Genomic DNA, 17,892 nt, shown 5'->3' on the forward strand with positions numbered 1-17,892 from the left:
TTCAAGCTGCAACTAGAATGAAACCTCGCTCGAGGGGAGCGGGCCGTATCGGCTCGGTTCTCTCGCTCCACGGAACATGATCAGGCAAATCGTGATGCTAACGCTCATCGCCTCGCTGATGGGGCACGGTAAAACACGCGCGCAGGGCGCGCGGTCGCTGCGGGTGGAGCCGCTCGAATCGCGGCAGATGCTGTCTTCCGACGGCCTCTTCGGGGTGGGCGCGCAGCCCGACGGCGCGCTGGCTGACAAGATCGTCTACCTGCACGGCGGCCACGGCTACACCGAGAACGGCGGGGGCTGGGGTTATCAGCGGCCGCTGCTGCTGGGGATGGTCGAGGACCTGGGGAACCAGGACCAAATGACGTACCTGGCCGACTACCTGTGGAACGCCGGCGCGACGGTCGTGCCGCTCCGCCCGGTCGGCCACCAGGTGAACGAGGCGGTGCTCGACAACACCGACGCGGGCGTGACGTTCGAGGGGAACTGGGGCGACGGCTCGGGCTCGACGTACTTCGGCCAATTCGGCCAGACGCCGTACCGCTTCGCGACGACCTCGCCCACCGAGACCGCGGTGGCCACCTACCGGCCGGACCTCCCCGAGGCGGGCCACTACCCGGTCTACGCCTGGTCGCCCGCCGGGACCAACCGCGCGACCGACCAGCTCTACCGGGTGCGGCACTCCGGCGGCGCGACGGAGGTGACCGTCGACCACAGCCGCGTGGGCAACGGCTTGGTGTACCTGGGGACCTACCACTTCGAGTCCGGCACGGGAGGGGCGGTCGAGATCAGCAACCGCTCCAGCGAGGCCGGCAAGGTCGTCGTGGCGGACATGATCCGCTTCGGCAACGGGATCGGCGACATCAGCCGCGGCGGCGGCGTGTCGGGCCAGCCGCGGGAGAACGAGGCCGGCCTGTACTGGGTCGAGTGGCACGCGGACCGCTCGGTGGGCGTGCCGGAGAGCGAGTACCGCACTTCGAGCGACGACCGCACGGCGACCGTTTCGCTGTCGCCGCGGTACGCGGAGTTCATGAACCAGTCGAACGTGGGCACGCTTTCCGACCGGGTCTTCGTGAGCTTCCACTCCAACGCCGGCGGCGGCGGGGCGCGGGGCGTGCTCGGCTTGGTGAACGGCAACAACCGCGCGTCGGCCGCCACGCCGAACCAGCAGCTCCTGGCCGAGACCCTCGCCCGCCAGGTGAACGACGACCTGGTCGCGCAGAACGGCTCGTTCGAGCACAACTGGTTCAACCGGACGGTCGTCACGCTCGACCGCAGCGACATCGAGTTCGGCGAGATCAATAACGAGCGGATCAACAACGAGTTCGACGCGACGATCATCGAGACCGGCTTCCACGACAACACGCAAGACGCCCAGATGCTGCGCGACCCGCGGGTCCGCGACGCGATCGCGCGGGCGACCTACCAGGGTGTCGTCGACTACTTCCGCGCGGTCGACGGGGGCCAGACGCCCGACGCCGACGCGCCGCCGCGCGTGCAGGCACTGTCCGGCTTCTCCGCCGCGCCGGGGCAGGTCACGCTCCGCTGGACGCCGGGCGCCGCGTCGGGCTTCGCGGGCGGCGCGGCCGACGGGTACCGGGTGTACGCGTCGAAGAACGGCCGCGGCTTCGACGGCGGCGTGTTCGTGCCGGGCGGGGCGACCACCGCGCACACGATCACCGGCCTGGCGGCGGGCGAGACCTACTACTTCCGCGTCGTGGCGGTCAACGGCGGCGGCGAGTCGCCCGTGTCGGAGGTGGTCGCCGTGAAGCCCTCGGCCTCGCCCGAGAAGGTGCTGATCGTCAACGGCTTCGACCGGCTCGACCGCGGCCTCGTGCCGATGGAGCCCTTCCCCGGGGGCGGCGCGGCCGACCGGGTGCGGCCGCGACTGGCCAACTCGTTCGACTACGCGGTGCAAGCCGCCGAGGCGATCGCCGCGTCGGGCGCCACGCCGGGCGTCGCCACGGCCTCCAACGACGCGGTGCAGAGCGGCCTGGTAGACCTGGCCGACTACGACGCGGTCGTCTGGATGCTCGGCGAAGAATCGACCGAGGACGACACCTTCAACTCCGCGGAGCAAAGCGCCGTGTCGGCCTACCTGGCCGGCGGCGGCAAGCTGTTCGTGTCGGGCGCCGAGATCGGGTGGGACCTCGACGCGCAGAACAACGGCCGCGGCTTCTTCAACAACACCCTCCGCGCCGACTACGTGGCCGACGACGCCGGCGTGTACGCGGCGACGGGCGTCCAGGGCTCGATCTTCGAGGGGCTGAACCTCTCGTTCGACGACGGCGGCGAGTTCTACAACGTCGACTTCCCGGACGTGCTCTCGCCGTCGGCCGGGTCGACCCTGGCGATGAGCTACGGCGCCGCGGGCGGGGCGGCCGTCCAGTACGCCGACGAGGCGACCGGCGAGCGGGTCGTGATGATGGGCTTCCCGTTCGAGACGATCCTCGGCGAGGAGCCCCGCGGCGACGTCATGACCCGCGTGCTCGACTTCTTCGGCTTCGCCACCCGCCCGGCCGAAACCCTCAGCGTCATCCTCGACAACGACGACGGCCCCCCCACCTACACCGAGACCGGCGGCGGCTGGATCACGCTGAGCGACCCCGGCGTCGGCGGCGGCACTCAGCGCTTCGCGCTGATCGGCGGCGACGAGACCGCCACCTGGACCGGCCAGGCGCCGGGGCAGGGCGACTTGGAGGTGTTCGTCGTGTACGACGCGGCGGCCAACCGCGCGTCGGGCGTGCGGCTGGAGGTCACCGTCGGCGGCGACACACGCACCGTCGCTGTCGACCAGCGGCAGAACGACCTCGTGCCGGTGTCAATCGGCGTGTTCGAGAACGTCAGCGGCACGGTCACCGTGACGCTCGACGCCGGCGCGTCGACCGGGGCGAGCAACTCGCTGGCCATCGCCGACCAGGTGTGGCTGGTCGCGCGGGTGCTGCCCGAGCCCGTAACCGGCGACTACAACGGCGACGGCCTGGTCAACGCGGCCGACTACACGCTGTGGCGGGACCAGAAGGACCAGATCGTGCCGCCGCTCTCCGGCCCCGACGCCGACGGCAGCGGCCTGGTCGACGCGGCCGACTACGCCATCTGGAGCGACACCTACGGCTTGACCGTGCCGCCGGCCCAGCCGCCAGCAGCCTCCACGGCGGCGCCGAGCGACGCTTCCGCCGAGAGCCCCTTCGCCCTGCTCGCGCTGCTCGACGACGACTCCGCCGCCGATCCCGACGCCCCCACCCCCGCCGACGCGTCAGCCCCGGTCGCCGCGGTTGACGACGCGTTGCTGCTCTACACGGCGGCTCCGGAAGCCCCCGAGGGCGCCGCGGGCGAAATGACCGAAACCGAGGCCACGATCAACGCCGAGCCCCCGGCCTCGCTGGGGCTCGGCTCTTGGTCTGAGGAGTCCGGAAAGGGTGTCTTTGAATCGCTCTAAACTGCGTAAAAGGTTGCGCCGATCGAAGACACCCTTGCGCTATAATGCGGGGTGACACAACGGCGTTGTCGTTAGTCTATGGAATGCCGTCCTTTATGCGGTGCGGCCTCCCGCGGCCGCCGCTGCCTGCTTGCCCCTGCCTATTTGGCCGACGTCCCTCCGAGTCGACCCGCCTGCTGCTGCTTAGTCGTGTCCCCCTCCCCGACGCTCGCAACCGCCCTGCTTGCCGCCACACCTAGCCGACCCTACCGACTATGAAACTCCGCGTCGCAGCATCGCTCGCCTTCGCCCTATCGACCCTCGTTCCGGCGGCATCGACCGCCGCGCCGTTCGCCTCGGGCGTACGCAATACGAGCGGGAGCACTTATGAGTTCGTCCTGAACGAAGCGGCCGACAGCGTCGTGATCACCCGCGACGGCGGCAACGCTCTGGACCTGGGCGCGCTGGGTGCGGGCCGTCACACGTTCGACTTGTCCGGTTTCAACAGCTTCGACATCACGGTGTCGCGCAACGCCTCGCCCGGCTTCACGGCCATCGACGACTCGGCCAACCTGTTCACCAGCTTCGAGCGCCCCGGTGGCTTGGCGATCAACAACATCCCGTCGAGCCCTTACTTCGGCACCATTTACGTCAACCAAAACCGCAGCCAGAACGACGCCGGCAACCCGATCTTGACCGGGGCTGGCCGGGAGATGGGCAACGGCGTCTATGCGTTGACGGCCGACCGCCTCGGCGTTGACCTGACGAACTTCAGCGTGCCCGCCAACGCGAACGACCCGTCGCTCGCCAAAGCGCCGGGAATCAGCATCGACCCGATCAGCTCGAGCTCGATGTACCGTATGGGCATGGACGACGCGGGCAACCTGGTGCTCGCCGACTGGTCCGACACGTTCGGCGGCATCAAGTGGATCTCGGCGGACCTCTCCACCGGCGGCCCGCTGCTGCGGACCGAGTTTGGCCCCACCGGCGGTGTCGAGTCCGATGACTCCGACGAGTTCGGTCCCCTCCCGCTCCACGGGTCGGTCAACGGTGAGCCCCAGGTGTCGGGCGTCGTCGGTCAAAACCTCGTCGTGCAGGCGATGGACGAGGACCTCGACGTCGACCTCCAGGTCACCACCGCCAACGACGGCAACAGCATCTGGCGCTGGAACGTCGGCAACGCCGCGCCCGACCCGGTTACCGGCGCCATCAATTTCGCCGGCGCCCCCGAGTTGGTCGCCGCGGTGGGCGACTTTTACACCGTCAACGGCGCCGACCGCGCCACGTCCGGCGTGAACTGCCTGATCAACGGCGACCCGTGCGGCACGCACTCCGATGGCTCGCAGGTCTTCCTGGCGAGCAACATCGGTGTGACCGCCAACGCCCAGTACAACGCGCAGTTCGACAAGTGGTACGTGTCGGGCGCCCGGTTCAACGGCGACGACTCTTCGAGCCTCGTCATCTTCACGCCGGAAGGCCCCGGCGGCGACGGCCGCGACATCCAGGTCGATTGGGCGTCGAAGCAGTTCACGATCGACAACGGGCTCGACGGCTTCACCGATGACCCCGAAGTGGCTGTGACCCTCGACCCGCACAACGACATCTTCCGCAACACCCACAACGTGACGTTCTCGCCCGACGGCTCGACGATGTACCTGCACCGCCGCGGCGTGCTCGGCGACAACCCGGTCATCGGCTTCGGCACCGACCTCGGCGAGCGGATCCTGGCGATCCCCCTCGACGAGAACGGCTTGCCCGACATCGTGATCGACGACAACGGCACCCCCGACGACACCAGCGACGACTTCTTCGCCAACGTGACGGCGATCGCCACCAGCTCCAACGCTGGCTTCGGCGCTTCGTTCTCGCAGGTGAAGGTCGACGCGATCGGCAACCTGTACTACTCCGGCAACCAGTCGGAGCGGCTGGAGTACTTCTCGCTCGGCGGCAACAGCGTCGCGACCTACTCGAACGTGGCCACGCTCGACGCGGGCACGTTCGACTTCATGTTCCTCGAGCCAATCGTCGGCGACTACAACGGCGACGGCCTCGTCGACGCGGCCGACTACACCGTGTGGCGCGACACGCTCGGCTCGTCCAGCGACCTCCGCGCCGACGGCAACGGCAACGGCGTGATCGATCCGGCCGACTACGACACGTGGGTCGGCGCGTACGGCGAGGGCGGCTCGTCGACCGCGGCCGTTCCCGAGCCGTCGGCCGTCGTCCTCTCCGTCCTGGCGGTGGCCGGCCTCGCCGGCCGGCGCCGGGCGGCGCGGGTTTGAGCCTTCCCCGAAAGATTGAGTAGCGACTGCTGGTTGGAAATGGCGAGCTTTGTTTTTACTTCCCTGATTGCAACCTGAGGTGAGTTCTCATGACACGACAACTAGCGATCGCAACGGCGATCGCCTCGCTGGCGGCCACAGCGGCCAACGCGCAGGTGATCTTCTCCGACACGGAGGGCGACGCCGCCAACTTCACTCAAACGATCTACGCCCCCAACGGCGACGACACCTACATCGAGTACGGCTTCGACTACAGCGCGATGGGCTCGTCGCGGTTGTCGGCCCCGATCGGCGTCCCCAACCCGGGCGACTCGCCGACCGGCATCCTGATCGCGGCCAACGTGGCCGGATTGGGGGAGGACTCCGGCGTGAACCTCTTCCCGATCATCGCTCCGCAGTCCGGCTACTACGTGCTGGAGTTCGACGCGTGGGCCGGCGTTAACGGCGGCGGCGGCACGACCGAGATGATCATGGCCGGCGCCCAGACCAGCGGCACGCAGGTCAACATCGACGCCGGCTCGACCGACGCGCGGGACGGTGACTGGTTCGAGCAGACCACCGAGGGCGGCATCACCAGCGACTTCATCACCTTCACCGCACGCGGCGGAACCCAGGTTGCCGAGGACTTCCTCCGCAACACCGCCGGCACGCCGGAACTGCCCACGGCGATGCCCAGCCCGCCGTACGCCGTCGAGGGCGCGCCGGGTGAGCGCTGGACGAACTACAAGGTCGTCGCCACGCCGACTTCCACCTCGTTCTACATCAACGACGTGTTCATCGCCGACCTGCTCGACACCGATTACACGAGCGGTCTGCCGATGCTCGGCTACTCGGACATCTTCGCTTCGGTCGCCGGTGGCGACTCGCCGTTGGTGGCCGACGGAACGAGCACGTTCGATCCGTTCGCGGCGAGCTTCGTCATCTTCGACAACATCACCGTGACGATCCCCGAGCCGTCGTCTGCGTTGCTGGGCTTGGCCGGCGTTGCCGGCCTGGGCCTGCGTCGCCGCAACGGCTGAGCAGTTGCGTATCCCGACTGCGGGGTGGGGGCCTCCGGGCTCCCGCCCCGCTTCGTTTAACGGCGCCGCCGTCCAGCCCGGGCGGCGCGACTCGGCCCACCCCGCCAGCCACGAAACCTATGCCCAAAGCCGCCCCGCGACGAACCGCCTTCACGCTCGTCGAACTGCTGGTGGTGATCGCCATCATCGGCATCCTCGTCGCGCTGTTGCTCCCGGCCGTGCAGGCCGCCCGCGAAGCCGCCCGGCGGGCGCAGTGCCAGTCGAACCTGAAGAACGTCGCGCTGGCGGTGCTGAACTACGAGTCGACCAACAAGGAGTTCCCTGAGGCGGTCACCAGCGAGGCGACGATCGGCTCGCTCGGCAGGCACACGGCGTTCAACGGCAGTTGGCTGATCAGCACGCTGCCTTACCTCGAATCGCAAGCCCTCTTCGATAGTTTCGACTTCGACCAATTGATCGCCGGCGGGACCCTCGCCGAGACCGGCCGGCCCAACTTCGTCAACATCCGGGCACGGGGGACCGAGATCGCCGTGCTCAAGTGCCCGTCGGACGGCAACAACATCACGAAGTTCGTCGGCAAGGCCGCGCTGGGCGACAACTGGGCCCGTGGCAACTACGCCGGCAACGTGGGGCCCGCCAACTGGCTGTCGGGTTCTAGCAGCACCGGCGTGCAGGCGCCCGCCGCGATGTCCGGCGGCGAGCCGTCCGACGCGTGGCTCGGCAAGAACCCCCGGTCGCGGGTGAATTGGCCGGCGTCGATCCGCGGGGTCTTTGGGCCGAACGACACGGTCCGCGTGGCGCAGATCACCGACGGCACGTCGAAGACGATGATGATCGCCGAGATCCGCTCCGGGATCGAAGAGAGGGACTGGCGCGGCGCCTGGGCCTTGCCCTTCCCGGGCGGCAGCCTCGTGGCGCGGCACGGCGCCGGCGGCGACTCCAACGGCCCCAACAACTGCGGGCCCAAGTCGGACGACCACGCGACCTCCTTGACGAACATGCAGTGCCTGCCGCTGAGCGACCAGCTCTCGCTGGAGTGCATGACCTGCAACGACGACAACGACTTCGCCCAGGCCGCGCCGCGCAGCTCGCACGTGGGCGGCGTGTTCGCCGCGATGGCCGACGGCAGCATCCGCTTCGTGGGCGACGACATCGAGACCACCGGCGGCGGCCCCTGCTGCGCCGCCTGGGACCACCTGATCATGGCGTCGGACGACCTGTTCGTGTTCCGCTCGTTCCGCTGAGCCGCCCCAGGGCGGGCCAACCCACGGCGGCGACGGACGCCCCGAACCGTAAGGAAACGACCCCCACCATGCCCAACGCCGCCGCCCCACCGACCCGCACGCGCCGCTGGCAGCGGGGCCACGCAGGACTGGCCGCGTTGGCCCTCGCCGCGGTGACCGGTTGCGGCGGCTCGCCGACCGCCCAGGTCAGCGGCCGCGTGGAGTACGCCGACGGCAGCCCGATCACCGGCGCGGTGCGGACGATCTCCTTCCGCCCTACGGACGACACGTTCGCCGAGCAGCGCCGCGCGGCGCAGGGGCAGATCGCTGAAGACGGGTCGTTCGAGATGTACACCCGCCGCCCCGGCGACGGCGTCTACAAGGGGAAGTACAAGGTCACGGTCATCGTGCTGAAGGACCCGAACCTGGGCGGCTTGCTCGTCCCCGAGAGGTACGCGGCGATCGACGACACGCCGCTCGAGATCGAGGTGACCGAGGACCGAGACGACCTGCTCTACCAGATCGAGAAGGAGTGACCGCCGGCCCGCCGCCGATCCCGCCCCCACCGACCAAGCGAACCCAACGCGTCCCCCAGCCGTAAAACAAGCATGCGTACCAATCCCTCAACGGGCCCGTCCCGCAAGGCCGGTTTCACGCTGGTCGAGCTGCTGGTGGTGATCGCCATCATCGGCATCCTTGTCGCGCTGCTGCTGCCGGCCGTGCAATCGGCTCGCGAGGCCGCCCGCCGCACGCAGTGCAAGAACCAGCTGAAGCAGATGGGGATCGCGTCGCTGCTGCACGTGGACACCCACGGCTTCTTCCCGTCGGGGGGCTGGGGCACTCGGTTCGTCGCCGAGCCCACACGGGGCTACGGCCGCAACCAGCCGGGCAGCTGGTACTACAGCGTGTTCGCCTACCTCGAAGAGAACGCTCTGCGCGACCTCGGCAAGGGCGAAACGGTCGGTTCCCCCGCGTGGAGGCAGGCCGTCACGCAGCTGTTGGCCACGCCCGTGAGCACGTTCAATTGCCCGAGCCGGAGGGCGATCGCGATCGGCAAGCACACGTCGGCCACGCTCGCGCCGGAGTTCTCCTTCGTGAACGGTCTCGACGTCGCCAAGGGCGACTACGCGGGCAACAGCGGCGACTCGAAGTTCCACGCCACGCTGTCGAACACCAGCAGCATCCCCTCGCCGGGCAGCCTCACACAGGGGGACACCTTTGACTGGCCGAACACGTCCAGCCCGACCGATCCAGACAGGCCCGGCCGCTTCGAGAACGCCGCCTACCAAAACGGCGTGATCTGCTACGCGAGTGAAGTGAAGCCCTCTCAGATCACCGACGGACTCACGAAGACCTATCTGATCGGCGAGAAATTCGTCGCGCCGATAGGCTACGACGACAACACCGCGTACGGCAGCGCGGTCGGCCGATTTGGCGACAACCAGTCGATGTACGGCGGTTACGAGTGGGACAACCAGCGCGTGGCCTACCGCCCGCAGCACTCGCTCACCGACTTCGGCCCGAACATCGACGAGGACGACTTCCAGCCGGCCCAAGACAACAACGACGACCGGTACCAACCGCTCGCCGCGTTCGGCAGCGCCCACCCGGGCGGGTTGAACATGGCCTTCTGCGACGGGTCGGTGCAGACGGTCGACTACGCCATCGACCCCACGACCCACCGCGAGCAAGCGATCCGCAACGACGAGGGCGACGTCAACGGCCACATCATCGGCGGGTTCCGTTGAGCCGACGGGCGACGGCAAAGAACCAACCCGTGGGCGGCGGGTCTCTCCACGTTGATTGTGGGCGCCTTGTGGGCGCAGCGCATTGGGGGCGGTTAGCCGCCGGCGACTGCGATCGTGAACCCCGGGCGGCGTCGGGACAGCCCTCGGCGGGTCCCGAGCATGGCTCGCCCGCGGGGCGGTGGGGCGTGCCAGCAGCGGCTCGCCCTGGCTCCGCTCGCCCTGGCTCCGCTCGCCCTGCTGTCTGCCCTTTCGCGGCTGATCACTCCGGCAGCGTCCAGTCGACGGGCGTGTGCTCGGCGACTTTCTTCCGCAGGCGGGCGTAGTCGGCGCAGGCCTCGGGGGTCGTCGCGCCGGAATCGGCGAGGTCGGCCGCGATGACGCCGGCCGCCGTGCCGGTGGACCACTCGATCGGGTGCAGCCGGGTGGCCGCGTTGGCGAGGAACGTCTGGGCGATCGTCTTGCCGGCGACCATCAGGTTGTCGTACCCCTCGTTCGTCAGCGCCCTGAGGGGCACGTTGTAGGGGAGGGTCGGGTGGTTCTCCGACACGTGCGCGGGGTACTTGTAGCCGACCAGCGGGTGGATGTCGGCCGGGTACGCGCCGAGGGCCACCGTGTCGACGAACGGCGTGCCTTGGCGGCGGACGAGTTGGCCCCGGTCGTCGAACCGGGCGGTGAGGTCGTCGAGGGTGAGCACGAATCCGCCCACGCCGACCGACCGCCGCGTGTCGCGCACGTACGGCAGCTTCGACAGGCCGTGCCCCGTGCCGAACACGTCGCCGGCGAGGGTGATCTGGTCCGGGTCGATGCCGCGGGGCGCCGCGTGGCGGAACCAGTCGTGCCAGGCCAACGCGCGACGCTCGGCGGCCGCCAGGACCGCGGTGTCCACCCCGCCGCGCCAGTCGTCGCGCTGGGCCGCGGCGTCGTCGCGGCTCACCAGCAGGTAGCCGAACGGGTAGTCGTTGCCGCCGGCGCGACGCTTGCCGTCGTAGCCCCAGTTCTGCAGGGTCAGCTCGCCCGGCGACGCGGTCGGCCCGTCGCCCTTCAGGCGGCGGTAGGTCCAGATCAGGTCCCAAGCGTTGTCGCGGTCCTCGTACGCGCCGTACCCGAGGCCCTCGGCGGCGGGCAGCTCCGGGTGGTCCTCGACCGGCTCCGCGTGCATCCGCTGCACGAAGCCGAACACCGTGGCCTGGCCCAGGCGGTCGTCGCCGGGCTGGTTGTTCTCGGCGGTTTGCGCGCCTTGCAGGTAGGGGGCGTCGGCCAGCGCGAGGACCTCGCCCCACTCGGTGGCGTCGATGAACACGGCGCCGGCGAAGCGGAGCCGCTCCTTGGTGAAGCGGGGGGAGTCGGCCGGCGAGTACCAGTCGGCCAGGTCCTCCGACGGCAGGCGGCCGTAGGGCTCGGCGCCGTCGCGCGGCGTGCGGCGGATCGCGACGATCGCGGTGATGCGCCGGCCGTCGGCCTCGACCCGCTTGACGACCGTTTCGCGGAACACGTCGAGGCGGTCGGCGAGCTCGCGCTCGCGGGGCTCGAGGTGGTTCTCGAGCAGGGTCTTGGGCTGGAAGCAGAAGCGGCTCACCCAGCCCTCGCCGGGGTTGCCGATGGCCAGCAGGGCGTCGCGGAACCACGGGGTCATGTTCCGCGGGTCGCGGGCGACGGCGGCCACGTCGAGCAGCACACGGCCCCGCTCGTCCGGCGCAGACACGCCGCCGCCGGGCGCGGAGATCTTGTGCCACGCCTCGTCGACGGCCGGCACGCCGGACGCGGTGAGCTGGCCGCCGATCCAGTCGGTCGGCTCGAGCAGCGCGACCGACGCCCCCTCGTCGGCGGCGGCAAACGCGGCGGCGAGCGCGGCGGTCGACCCGCCGGCGATGACGACGTCGTACGAGTCGGCGAGCCGCGTCTGCGGGCGGTCCGCGGCGACGGCGCTGGCGATCGACGCGACGAGGGCGGCAATCGACCTTGCCAGGTTAAGAATCTTCATCCACCGGGACCGCTAGAAGAAAGCTCGATGACGTGGTCTTGCAGCCCCTCGGGCGGCACTTCGATTTCGAGGCCGCTCATGCCGCTGCGGGTGTAAGCGATGGGCAACAGCGGCCGGCCGAGCGAGACCTCGGCGCCCGGGCTGGAGTTGCGGCGGGCCGGGTCGTGCCCCTCGAAGCAGAGCACCGAAACGCGGTGGCGGCCGACGGGGGCGCCGTCGCCGGGAGAGACCGTGGACATCGTGAAGCCGCCGTCCGACCCGATCTCTCCCTGGGCGGGTTGGCCGCTCACGGGGTGGAACCGCACGAAGCCAAACGGGAGCGGCTCGCCGTCGAGCAGCACCCGGCCCGAGACCGGGGCGATCTCGGGCCCCGATTCGCACCCGACGATGGCGGACACGGTGGCGGACGCCGCCAGGCACAAGCCGATTGTCGCGAGGGAGAGGGGCCTACGAGGCTTGACGGCGTCAGCGGGTCTCAACTTCGCCTCCGTTGACCGTGCCGAGGGCTTGGTACGCCTGGAGCTCGATGTCGTCGTTGATGACGTGCACCGAGCCGTCGGCGTAAACGAACTGCGTGAGGCCGGGATGATAACTCCCCATCGGCATCTTGTTCCAGCCGTCGATGACGCGGGTGAGCCCCTGGGTGTTCGGGGTGAACTCCAGCTCTTTGACGCTGTAGATGAAGGGCACGGAGTCGGGGCGTTGCTGGAACGCGGCCAGGTACCACGGCCGCACGTTGCCAGGGAATTCGTCGCACGGCTGGGCGATGGGGCAGTCGCGGTGCACGAACTCGCCGATCAACGCGGTCTGGCTCAGCCCGTCGGTGATCTCGCGGAGCGCGCGGCGTTCGCCGGTGATCGTGGGGCGGGGCGACGTGTTCTTTTGTTCGAGGGTGAAGCCGCCGTTGTCGGGGTACTGCCCGCCGATCAGGTTGACGTCGGTCGAGTTGGCCGCTCCGCCCACGCCGGCGTAGGTGACGAGCGCGCCGTTCTCGTACTCGAATCCCGCGGGGGCGGCGGCGTACACCGCGGGGTCGGGCCACGAGGGGCAGATGAACGCCGTGACGACCTGGTTCCTCGCCGGGTCCGCGAACGGGTTGTTCGGCACGCCGTCCGTGCCGTAGTCGAACTGGATCAGGTCGTAGGTCTGCTGCTCCTCCATGAAGGCGAGCAGCTCGGTGAACACGCCGCGCTTCTGGTAGTTCCGCACCGGGGGCCGTTCCATCGGGCCCGCGTAGCCGAAGGGGAACTGCGCGTCGTTGGTCGACACGTAGTTTTGGCAAGCGAGCCCCATCTGCTTGAGGTTGTTCATGCACTGGGCCCGGCGGGCCGACTCGCGCGCGGCTTGCACGGCCGGCAGCAGCAGCGCGACCAGGATGCCGATGATGGCGATCACCACCAGCAGCTCGACGAGCGTGAACGCGCTGTGCCGGAGAGTCCTACCCTGTGTCCGCGTCACCAAAACACTCTCCCTGTGTGGAAAACTCGTTCGGAAATGGAGTCTCGTTTCGAATCGGGCCGCGTCCGGAGGAGCCGGGGGCCGCGCGGCGGCCCCCGGCCCGGACGCCGAGACGGGTTTATCCGCGCCGCCGCCGCATCGCCAGCCCGGCTAGCGTCACGAGCGCGAGCGCCGCGGCGGTCGGTTCGGGCGTGGCGACGGCCGACGAGGCCGACGCGCCGTAGTTGTCGGCCCAGAACGCGTAGTCGCCGGTGTCGATGACGCCGTTCTCGTTGCCGTCGGCGCCGTCGCCGGGGTTGACGACCGAGTCGCCGAGGTTGTCGCGGTACACGGTGTAGTCGGCCGCGTTGACTGCGCCGTCGCGGTTGTAGTCGCCCACGAGGGGGGCCACGCCGGCGCCGACCTCAAAGATGAACACGTTGCGGTTGAAGAAGTCCAGCACCGCGAGGGTGTTGGTCGTGGGGTCGTAGTCGAAGTCGTAGATGCCGGCGCCCGGGCCGATGTCGGCGCCGGTGAGGCCGTCGAGGAGGTTGAACGTGGCGGTTTGCTCGACGCCATTCGTGTCGATCACTTTGACGACGTCCAAGAACGCCTGGTCGGTGGTCGCGCCCACGCTGTCGTTGAAGATGATGACGTCGCCATCCGAAGTGCCGCCGATGAACTCGAGCTTCTGGCCGAGCTTGAACGCGCCCGAGTCGGACGCGTCGTCGAAGATCGTGCGGCGGTTGTCGGTGGAGTTCACGCCGGTGCGGTCGGCGGCGTCGACGTCGTTGTTGCGGCGGACATAGATGTCGCCGGTTGCCGGGTCGAAGGCCATGTCGCGTGCGATGTTGCCGCCGGGCACCGTATCCGGCAGCCACTGGAAACCTAGCGGGTCGGTGGTGAGGCTGTAGATGACCTGCCCCGTCTCACGGTCCAGGAGCCCGCGCCGGCCCGATCCGAACGCCGTGTACGCGACGTCGGGTGAGGCATCGGCGCCCTCGAACCCGGGATCGAACGACACGCCGGCCCCGCCCCGAGCGGTGAGCCCCGCGGCCGTCAGGTCCCAAACCAAGCTGTTGTCGGTCGTGTCAAAGAGCTGGAACGCGTCGGACGAGCCGGGGCTGCCGCCGTCGTAAGCGGCCGCCAAGCGATCGCCGGACAGCTCGAGGTTCGTGTAGCCGCGGCCCGCCGGCTGGAAGATCTGCCCAAAAGCGGCCGAGAAATCGGCTGACGTAAGGGCGTTCGTGCCCGTGCGGGTGGGGTTCAGAACCTCAATCAAGCCGATCGGCAAGAGCGAGCTGCCGAAGTTGTCGTGGCCCGCCAGGTACAGCTTCGAGCCGTTCCAAGCCACCCCGAGCGGGTTGGTGCCGATGAACTGCGGGTTGTCGTCGGAGATCTCGTCGTCCGGGTCGAGGTCCGACGCGAACGCGAAGCTCACGTCGAAGCGGGCGATCTCGTTGAACTCGATGGCCGTCGCCGCGGGGGCGACGAGGGCCGCGGACAGGAAGGCGAGCAGCGTGCGGATTCGCATGGGGTGGGGTCTCCCTACGGGTGGCTTTGCGTCGGCGTCGGTCGGATCGGTGAGGCCTTGCCTGCGCCCGCCTGGAAAGGGGTTTCCGCGGCGCTAGGAAAGTGGAGTCATCGGTGAGTGGTTCTGTAGATCGGGCGAGGCGCCGCAGGGCCGCGGCGCCTCGCCCGTCGCACGGTTTCTATTATTACGCGTTTGCTGCCGGCGGGGCGAGCGTTCAGACGCGCCGACGCGCGGCCGCCAGCAGCAGGCCGAGGCCGAGGGTCATCGCCGAGGCCGGCTCGGGCACGATCGAGAAGATGTGCACGTTGCGGTTGGCGAAGTCCATCAGGGCCACGGTGCCGCTGGCCACGTCGTAGTCGAAGTCGTAGTAGCCGTTGCCGTCGGCGACCGGGCCGCCGTCCAGCAGCACGAACGACGCGGCCTCGGCGGCGCCGTCGGGCGTCATCAGCTTGACCACGTCGGCGAACGCCTGGCCGGTGCCGCCGGTCGCGCGGTCGTTGTAGATCAGCAGGTCGCCGGCCAGCGTGTCGCTGAGAAAGCTGACCATCTGGCCATTAACGAAGTTGGCCGACGTGTCCACCGGGACGAGCGAGGTCGTGCCGGTGACCGAGTTCGCGCCGGTGCGCGTGCTCTTGATGATCGCGTTGGAGCGGCGAGCGTAGATGTCGCCCGACGTCGGGTCGAAGTCCATGTCGCGCCAGAACGAGCCGCCGTCGATCGACGAATCATTGATGATCATGCCGTCGCCGGTTGTGTAGATGTCCGCGCCGGTGGCGGTGTCTTGCAGGGCGCGGCGGCCGCTGCCGAAGGTGGTCCACGCCACGCCGGCGCCGTCGCCGCTAAATCCCGGGTCGAACGCGACGCCGCTGCCGCCGCGGGCGCTCTTGGCCCAGAGCTGCGAGTTCGCCGCGTCGAAGGCTTGGATGCCGTTGGGGTCGGCGCCGCCGTCGTCGTAAGCGGCCGCGAGCACGCCGCCGCGGACGTCCAAGCCGGAGTAACCGCGGAGGTTCGGGGTCGTCAAAGCGCCGAACGCCGTGCCGAAGGCGGCCGCATTCAGCCCGGTCGCGCCCGCGTTCGTGACCTCAATGATTGCTGTTTGGGCGTTGCCGCCTGACGAGTTGAAGCCCGCCACGAACAGGCGCGTGCCGTCCCAGGCGACGGCCGAGGGGTTGTTGCCGATGAAGTTGGGATCGGCCGAATCGGCGGTCGCGCCGCTCACGTCGAATCGGGCCACTTCAACCAGGGTCGCCGCCGAAGCGACGCTCGCAACCGACACGGCGACCAGCGCCGCCAAACTTGTGAACCAGCAGGTGCGTAACATTAGCTGACCTCGGGGTGCTTCTTAGGGTGTGCTTCAGTATTAGCCCGGCGCAGACCTTCGCCGGGGCCGCAGTTCTTGCCCCCTCATTGTGATCGCTACGCGTGGATTAGTCTCGCGATTTTGCGCAGGAGGCGCCGCGACACTCCTCAATAATCCCTTGGCTTCCGCGCGCCTAGCGATTGGCGACTACGATGACCGGTCCAGCGGGCTCCTAGCGGCGCAAGTTGTAACTAACCAACCCAACCTGGCCCCGGCGCGAGCCGTCGGGCCCTCTCATGACGCCATCTCGATCGCTCACCGGCGCTAGGGCCGTGTTCCTCTTCGGGCTCCTCCTCGGCCGCTCCGTGTTTGCCGCGGCGCCGGAAGTCCGCGGCACTTGGCTGACCACGACGGGTACGGAAGACCACATCCGTTCGGGGGCGAACACCGAAGCGGTTTTCGCGGACCTCCGCAACATCGGCCTGAACACCGCCTACGTCGAAACTTGGAAAGCGGGCTACACGAACTTCCCCTCGCCGACGCTCCAGTCGCTTACCGGCCGGGATCGTGCTCCGTACTTGGGTGCGTCGCGCGACCTGGTCCGGGAGACCGTGATCCAGGCGCACCGCAACCAGATGCACTACGTGGGCTGGTTCGAGTATGGGTTCGCGGCGGAGTTCGTTGGGTCGGGGGGGCAACCGTTCTCCCCACTGGGTCGAGAGGCACGGGATCGCGGGTGGCTCTTGGAGGACCAAGGGGGACAGTTCGCCAACAGCAGCAACGGGTTCGCTTGGATGAATCCGGCCGTGCCGGAGGTGCGGCAGCTGCTGGTCGACATCACCCTGGAAGCGGTGGATCGTTACGACCTGGACGGCGTGCAATTCGACGACCGCCTGTCGTGGCCCCGGGAGTTCGGCTGGGACGACACCACCGCGGCGATTTACCTCGACGAGACCGGCAGGTCCCTGCCGCAGAGCGTCGACGACCCGCACTTCCGCGCTTGGCGGCAATCGAAAGTCACCCAATTCGCGCGCCAGTGGAGCGACGCGGTGCGCGGCGCTCGGCCGGAACTGCTCGTGTCGGTCAGCCCCTCGATCACGGCTTTCTCGGACATCAATTTCAACGCCGAGTGGCCCGAGTGGCAGGACGAGGGGCTGTTCGACGAGTACGTGGTGCAGGCCTACCGCTCGAGCGACGCGGCCTTCGATTCGATCCTCCCCGGCCAACTGGCGCCGTTCGGGACCGACCAGCGGGGGGAGCTGGTCCTGGGGCTGAGGGCGAACGGGTCCGGCGCGGCGACCCCTTACGCAGAACTCGAGCAGATGATCGTCACCTCGCGCGACGTGGGGGCGGCCGGACACTCGATCTTCTACAGCCGCGGGGTCCGCGACCTGTACGGCGACGGGCTGGCCGCTTTCTACGACGTGGAGAATCAGGGCCACGCCGCGAACCCGCTGTTCACCGCTCCGCGCCGCGCGCCGGTCGTGGCGGACGCAGCCGGGCAGAACGCGTGGCTCGTCGACGTGGCGGCGGCGGGCGCCTACAAGCTGGTGGCCGAGGTCGGCGGTGTGTGGCGCGAGCTCTCTGCGGGTTATTTTCCCGAGGGGGAGCGCGAGCTGACGGTCTTCAACGCGACGCGTGTCGAGCTTCTCGAAGACCGCCGGGCGATCGAGCCGGCCGACTTCAACGGCGACGGCCTCGTCAACGCGGCCGATTACTCGGTTTGGCGGGACACGTTCGCTTCGGTCACCGACCTGCGAGCCGACGCGAACGGGGATGGGTTCGTCAACGCGCTCGACTACGATCTGTGGTCGGCGGGTTACGGCTACCTGATCTCCCAGGCCGTATCGGTCCCAGAACCCATGAGCCTAGCGGTCGCTGGGCTAGCCGTTGCGTGCCGCGTCGCGGCGCCCGCCCGCCGGCGCCGAGCCTGACCGCCGCCCCACGCCCTGT

Annotated in this window: 12 protein-coding genes; 7 read left to right on the forward strand and 5 right to left on the reverse strand. The window is 69.2% G+C overall.

What is annotated here, in order from left to right:
- Positions 1-76: 76 nt before the first annotated feature.
- The 6 genes from RIC11_RS08270 to RIC11_RS08295 all read left to right on the forward strand — a co-directional run bounded on the left by RIC11_RS08270 (position 77) and on the right by RIC11_RS08295 (position 9,687).
- Positions 77-3,436 carry a golvesin C-terminal-like domain-containing protein gene (locus RIC11_RS08270; RefSeq protein WP_350210179.1) on the forward strand — a complete coding sequence of 1,120 codons (3,360 nt, stop codon included), beginning with the start codon at positions 77-79 and terminating at the stop codon, positions 3,434-3,436.
- A 254-nt stretch (positions 3,437-3,690) separates the two neighbouring features.
- On the forward strand, positions 3,691-5,697 hold the full coding sequence (locus RIC11_RS08275; protein WP_350210181.1) for a hypothetical protein: 2,007 nt from the start codon (positions 3,691-3,693) through the stop codon (positions 5,695-5,697).
- An 89-nt stretch (positions 5,698-5,786) separates the two neighbouring features.
- The gene (locus RIC11_RS08280; RefSeq protein WP_350210182.1) at positions 5,787-6,716 is read left to right on the forward strand and encodes a PEP-CTERM sorting domain-containing protein; all 930 of its coding nucleotides are present in this window, start codon (positions 5,787-5,789) and stop codon (positions 6,714-6,716) included.
- A gap of 119 nt (positions 6,717-6,835) precedes the next feature.
- Positions 6,836-7,960, forward strand: coding sequence for a DUF1559 family PulG-like putative transporter (locus RIC11_RS08285; protein ID WP_350210184.1), 1,125 nt, complete (start codon positions 6,836-6,838; stop codon positions 7,958-7,960).
- A gap of 68 nt (positions 7,961-8,028) precedes the next feature.
- Positions 8,029-8,475, forward strand: coding sequence for a hypothetical protein (locus RIC11_RS08290; protein ID WP_350210186.1), 447 nt, complete (start codon positions 8,029-8,031; stop codon positions 8,473-8,475).
- A 72-nt stretch (positions 8,476-8,547) separates the two neighbouring features.
- Complete coding sequence (locus tag RIC11_RS08295) at positions 8,548-9,687, forward strand: DUF1559 family PulG-like putative transporter (protein WP_350210188.1); 1,140 nt, start codon at positions 8,548-8,550, stop codon at positions 9,685-9,687.
- Positions 9,688-9,946: 259 nt separating this feature from the next.
- Here the strand turns inward: RIC11_RS08295 and RIC11_RS08300 are convergent, their stop codons facing one another.
- From RIC11_RS08300 to RIC11_RS08320, 5 genes are all read right to left on the reverse strand, one after another.
- Positions 9,947-11,668 (reverse strand): FAD-dependent oxidoreductase, encoded by a 1,722-nt coding sequence (locus RIC11_RS08300; RefSeq protein ID WP_350210190.1) that lies wholly within the window; start codon positions 11,666-11,668, stop codon positions 9,947-9,949.
- Entirely contained in the window at positions 11,665-12,066 is a 402-nt protein-coding gene (locus RIC11_RS08305) for a hypothetical protein (RefSeq protein WP_350210192.1), read from the reverse strand. Before RIC11_RS08305 ends, RIC11_RS08300 begins: the two co-directional genes overlap by 4 nt.
- 67 nt (positions 12,067-12,133) lie before the next feature.
- Entirely contained in the window at positions 12,134-13,126 is a 993-nt protein-coding gene (locus RIC11_RS08310; RefSeq protein ID WP_350210194.1) for a DUF1559 family PulG-like putative transporter, read from the reverse strand.
- Positions 13,127-13,244: 118 nt separating this feature from the next.
- Positions 13,245-14,639: a hypothetical protein gene (locus tag RIC11_RS08315; RefSeq protein ID WP_350210195.1), complete on the reverse strand. Its 1,395-nt coding sequence runs from the start codon at positions 14,637-14,639 to the stop codon at positions 13,245-13,247.
- Positions 14,640-14,853: 214 nt separating this feature from the next.
- Entirely contained in the window at positions 14,854-15,960 is a 1,107-nt protein-coding gene (locus tag RIC11_RS08320; protein ID WP_350210197.1) for a PEP-CTERM sorting domain-containing protein, read from the reverse strand.
- A 275-nt stretch (positions 15,961-16,235) separates the two neighbouring features.
- Here RIC11_RS08320 and RIC11_RS08325 point away from each other — a divergent pair, with 275 nt between their 5' ends.
- The gene (locus RIC11_RS08325) at positions 16,236-17,873 is read left to right on the forward strand and encodes a family 10 glycosylhydrolase (RefSeq protein ID WP_350210198.1); all 1,638 of its coding nucleotides are present in this window, start codon (positions 16,236-16,238) and stop codon (positions 17,871-17,873) included.
- Positions 17,874-17,892 lie beyond the last annotated feature (19 nt).

The sequence above is a fragment of the Botrimarina sp. genome (genome assembly GCF_040219535.1).
Taxonomy (GTDB): Bacteria; Planctomycetota; Planctomycetia; order Pirellulales; family Lacipirellulaceae; genus Botrimarina.

What these genes read in the sequence shown, in the direction of transcription:
- RIC11_RS08270 (WP_350210179.1), top strand. Translation starts at nt 77, where the DNA reads ATGATCAGGCAAATCGTGATGCTAACGCTCATCGCCTCGCTGATGGGG.
- RIC11_RS08275 (WP_350210181.1), top strand. Translation starts at nt 3,691, where the DNA reads ATGAAACTCCGCGTCGCAGCATCGCTCGCCTTCGCCCTATCGACCCTC.
- RIC11_RS08280 (WP_350210182.1), top strand. Translation starts at nt 5,787, where the DNA reads ATGACACGACAACTAGCGATCGCAACGGCGATCGCCTCGCTGGCGGCC.
- RIC11_RS08285 (WP_350210184.1), top strand. Translation starts at nt 6,836, where the DNA reads ATGCCCAAAGCCGCCCCGCGACGAACCGCCTTCACGCTCGTCGAACTG.
- RIC11_RS08290 (WP_350210186.1), top strand. Translation starts at nt 8,029, where the DNA reads ATGCCCAACGCCGCCGCCCCACCGACCCGCACGCGCCGCTGGCAGCGG.
- RIC11_RS08295 (WP_350210188.1), top strand. Translation starts at nt 8,548, where the DNA reads ATGCGTACCAATCCCTCAACGGGCCCGTCCCGCAAGGCCGGTTTCACG.
- RIC11_RS08300 (WP_350210190.1), bottom strand. Translation starts at nt 11,668, where the DNA reads ATGAAGATTCTTAACCTGGCAAGGTCGATTGCCGCCCTCGTCGCGTCG.
- RIC11_RS08315 (WP_350210195.1), bottom strand. Translation starts at nt 14,639, where the DNA reads ATGCGAATCCGCACGCTGCTCGCCTTCCTGTCCGCGGCCCTCGTCGCC.
- RIC11_RS08320 (WP_350210197.1), bottom strand. Translation starts at nt 15,960, where the DNA reads ATGTTACGCACCTGCTGGTTCACAAGTTTGGCGGCGCTGGTCGCCGTG.
- RIC11_RS08325 (WP_350210198.1), top strand. Translation starts at nt 16,236, where the DNA reads ATGACGCCATCTCGATCGCTCACCGGCGCTAGGGCCGTGTTCCTCTTC.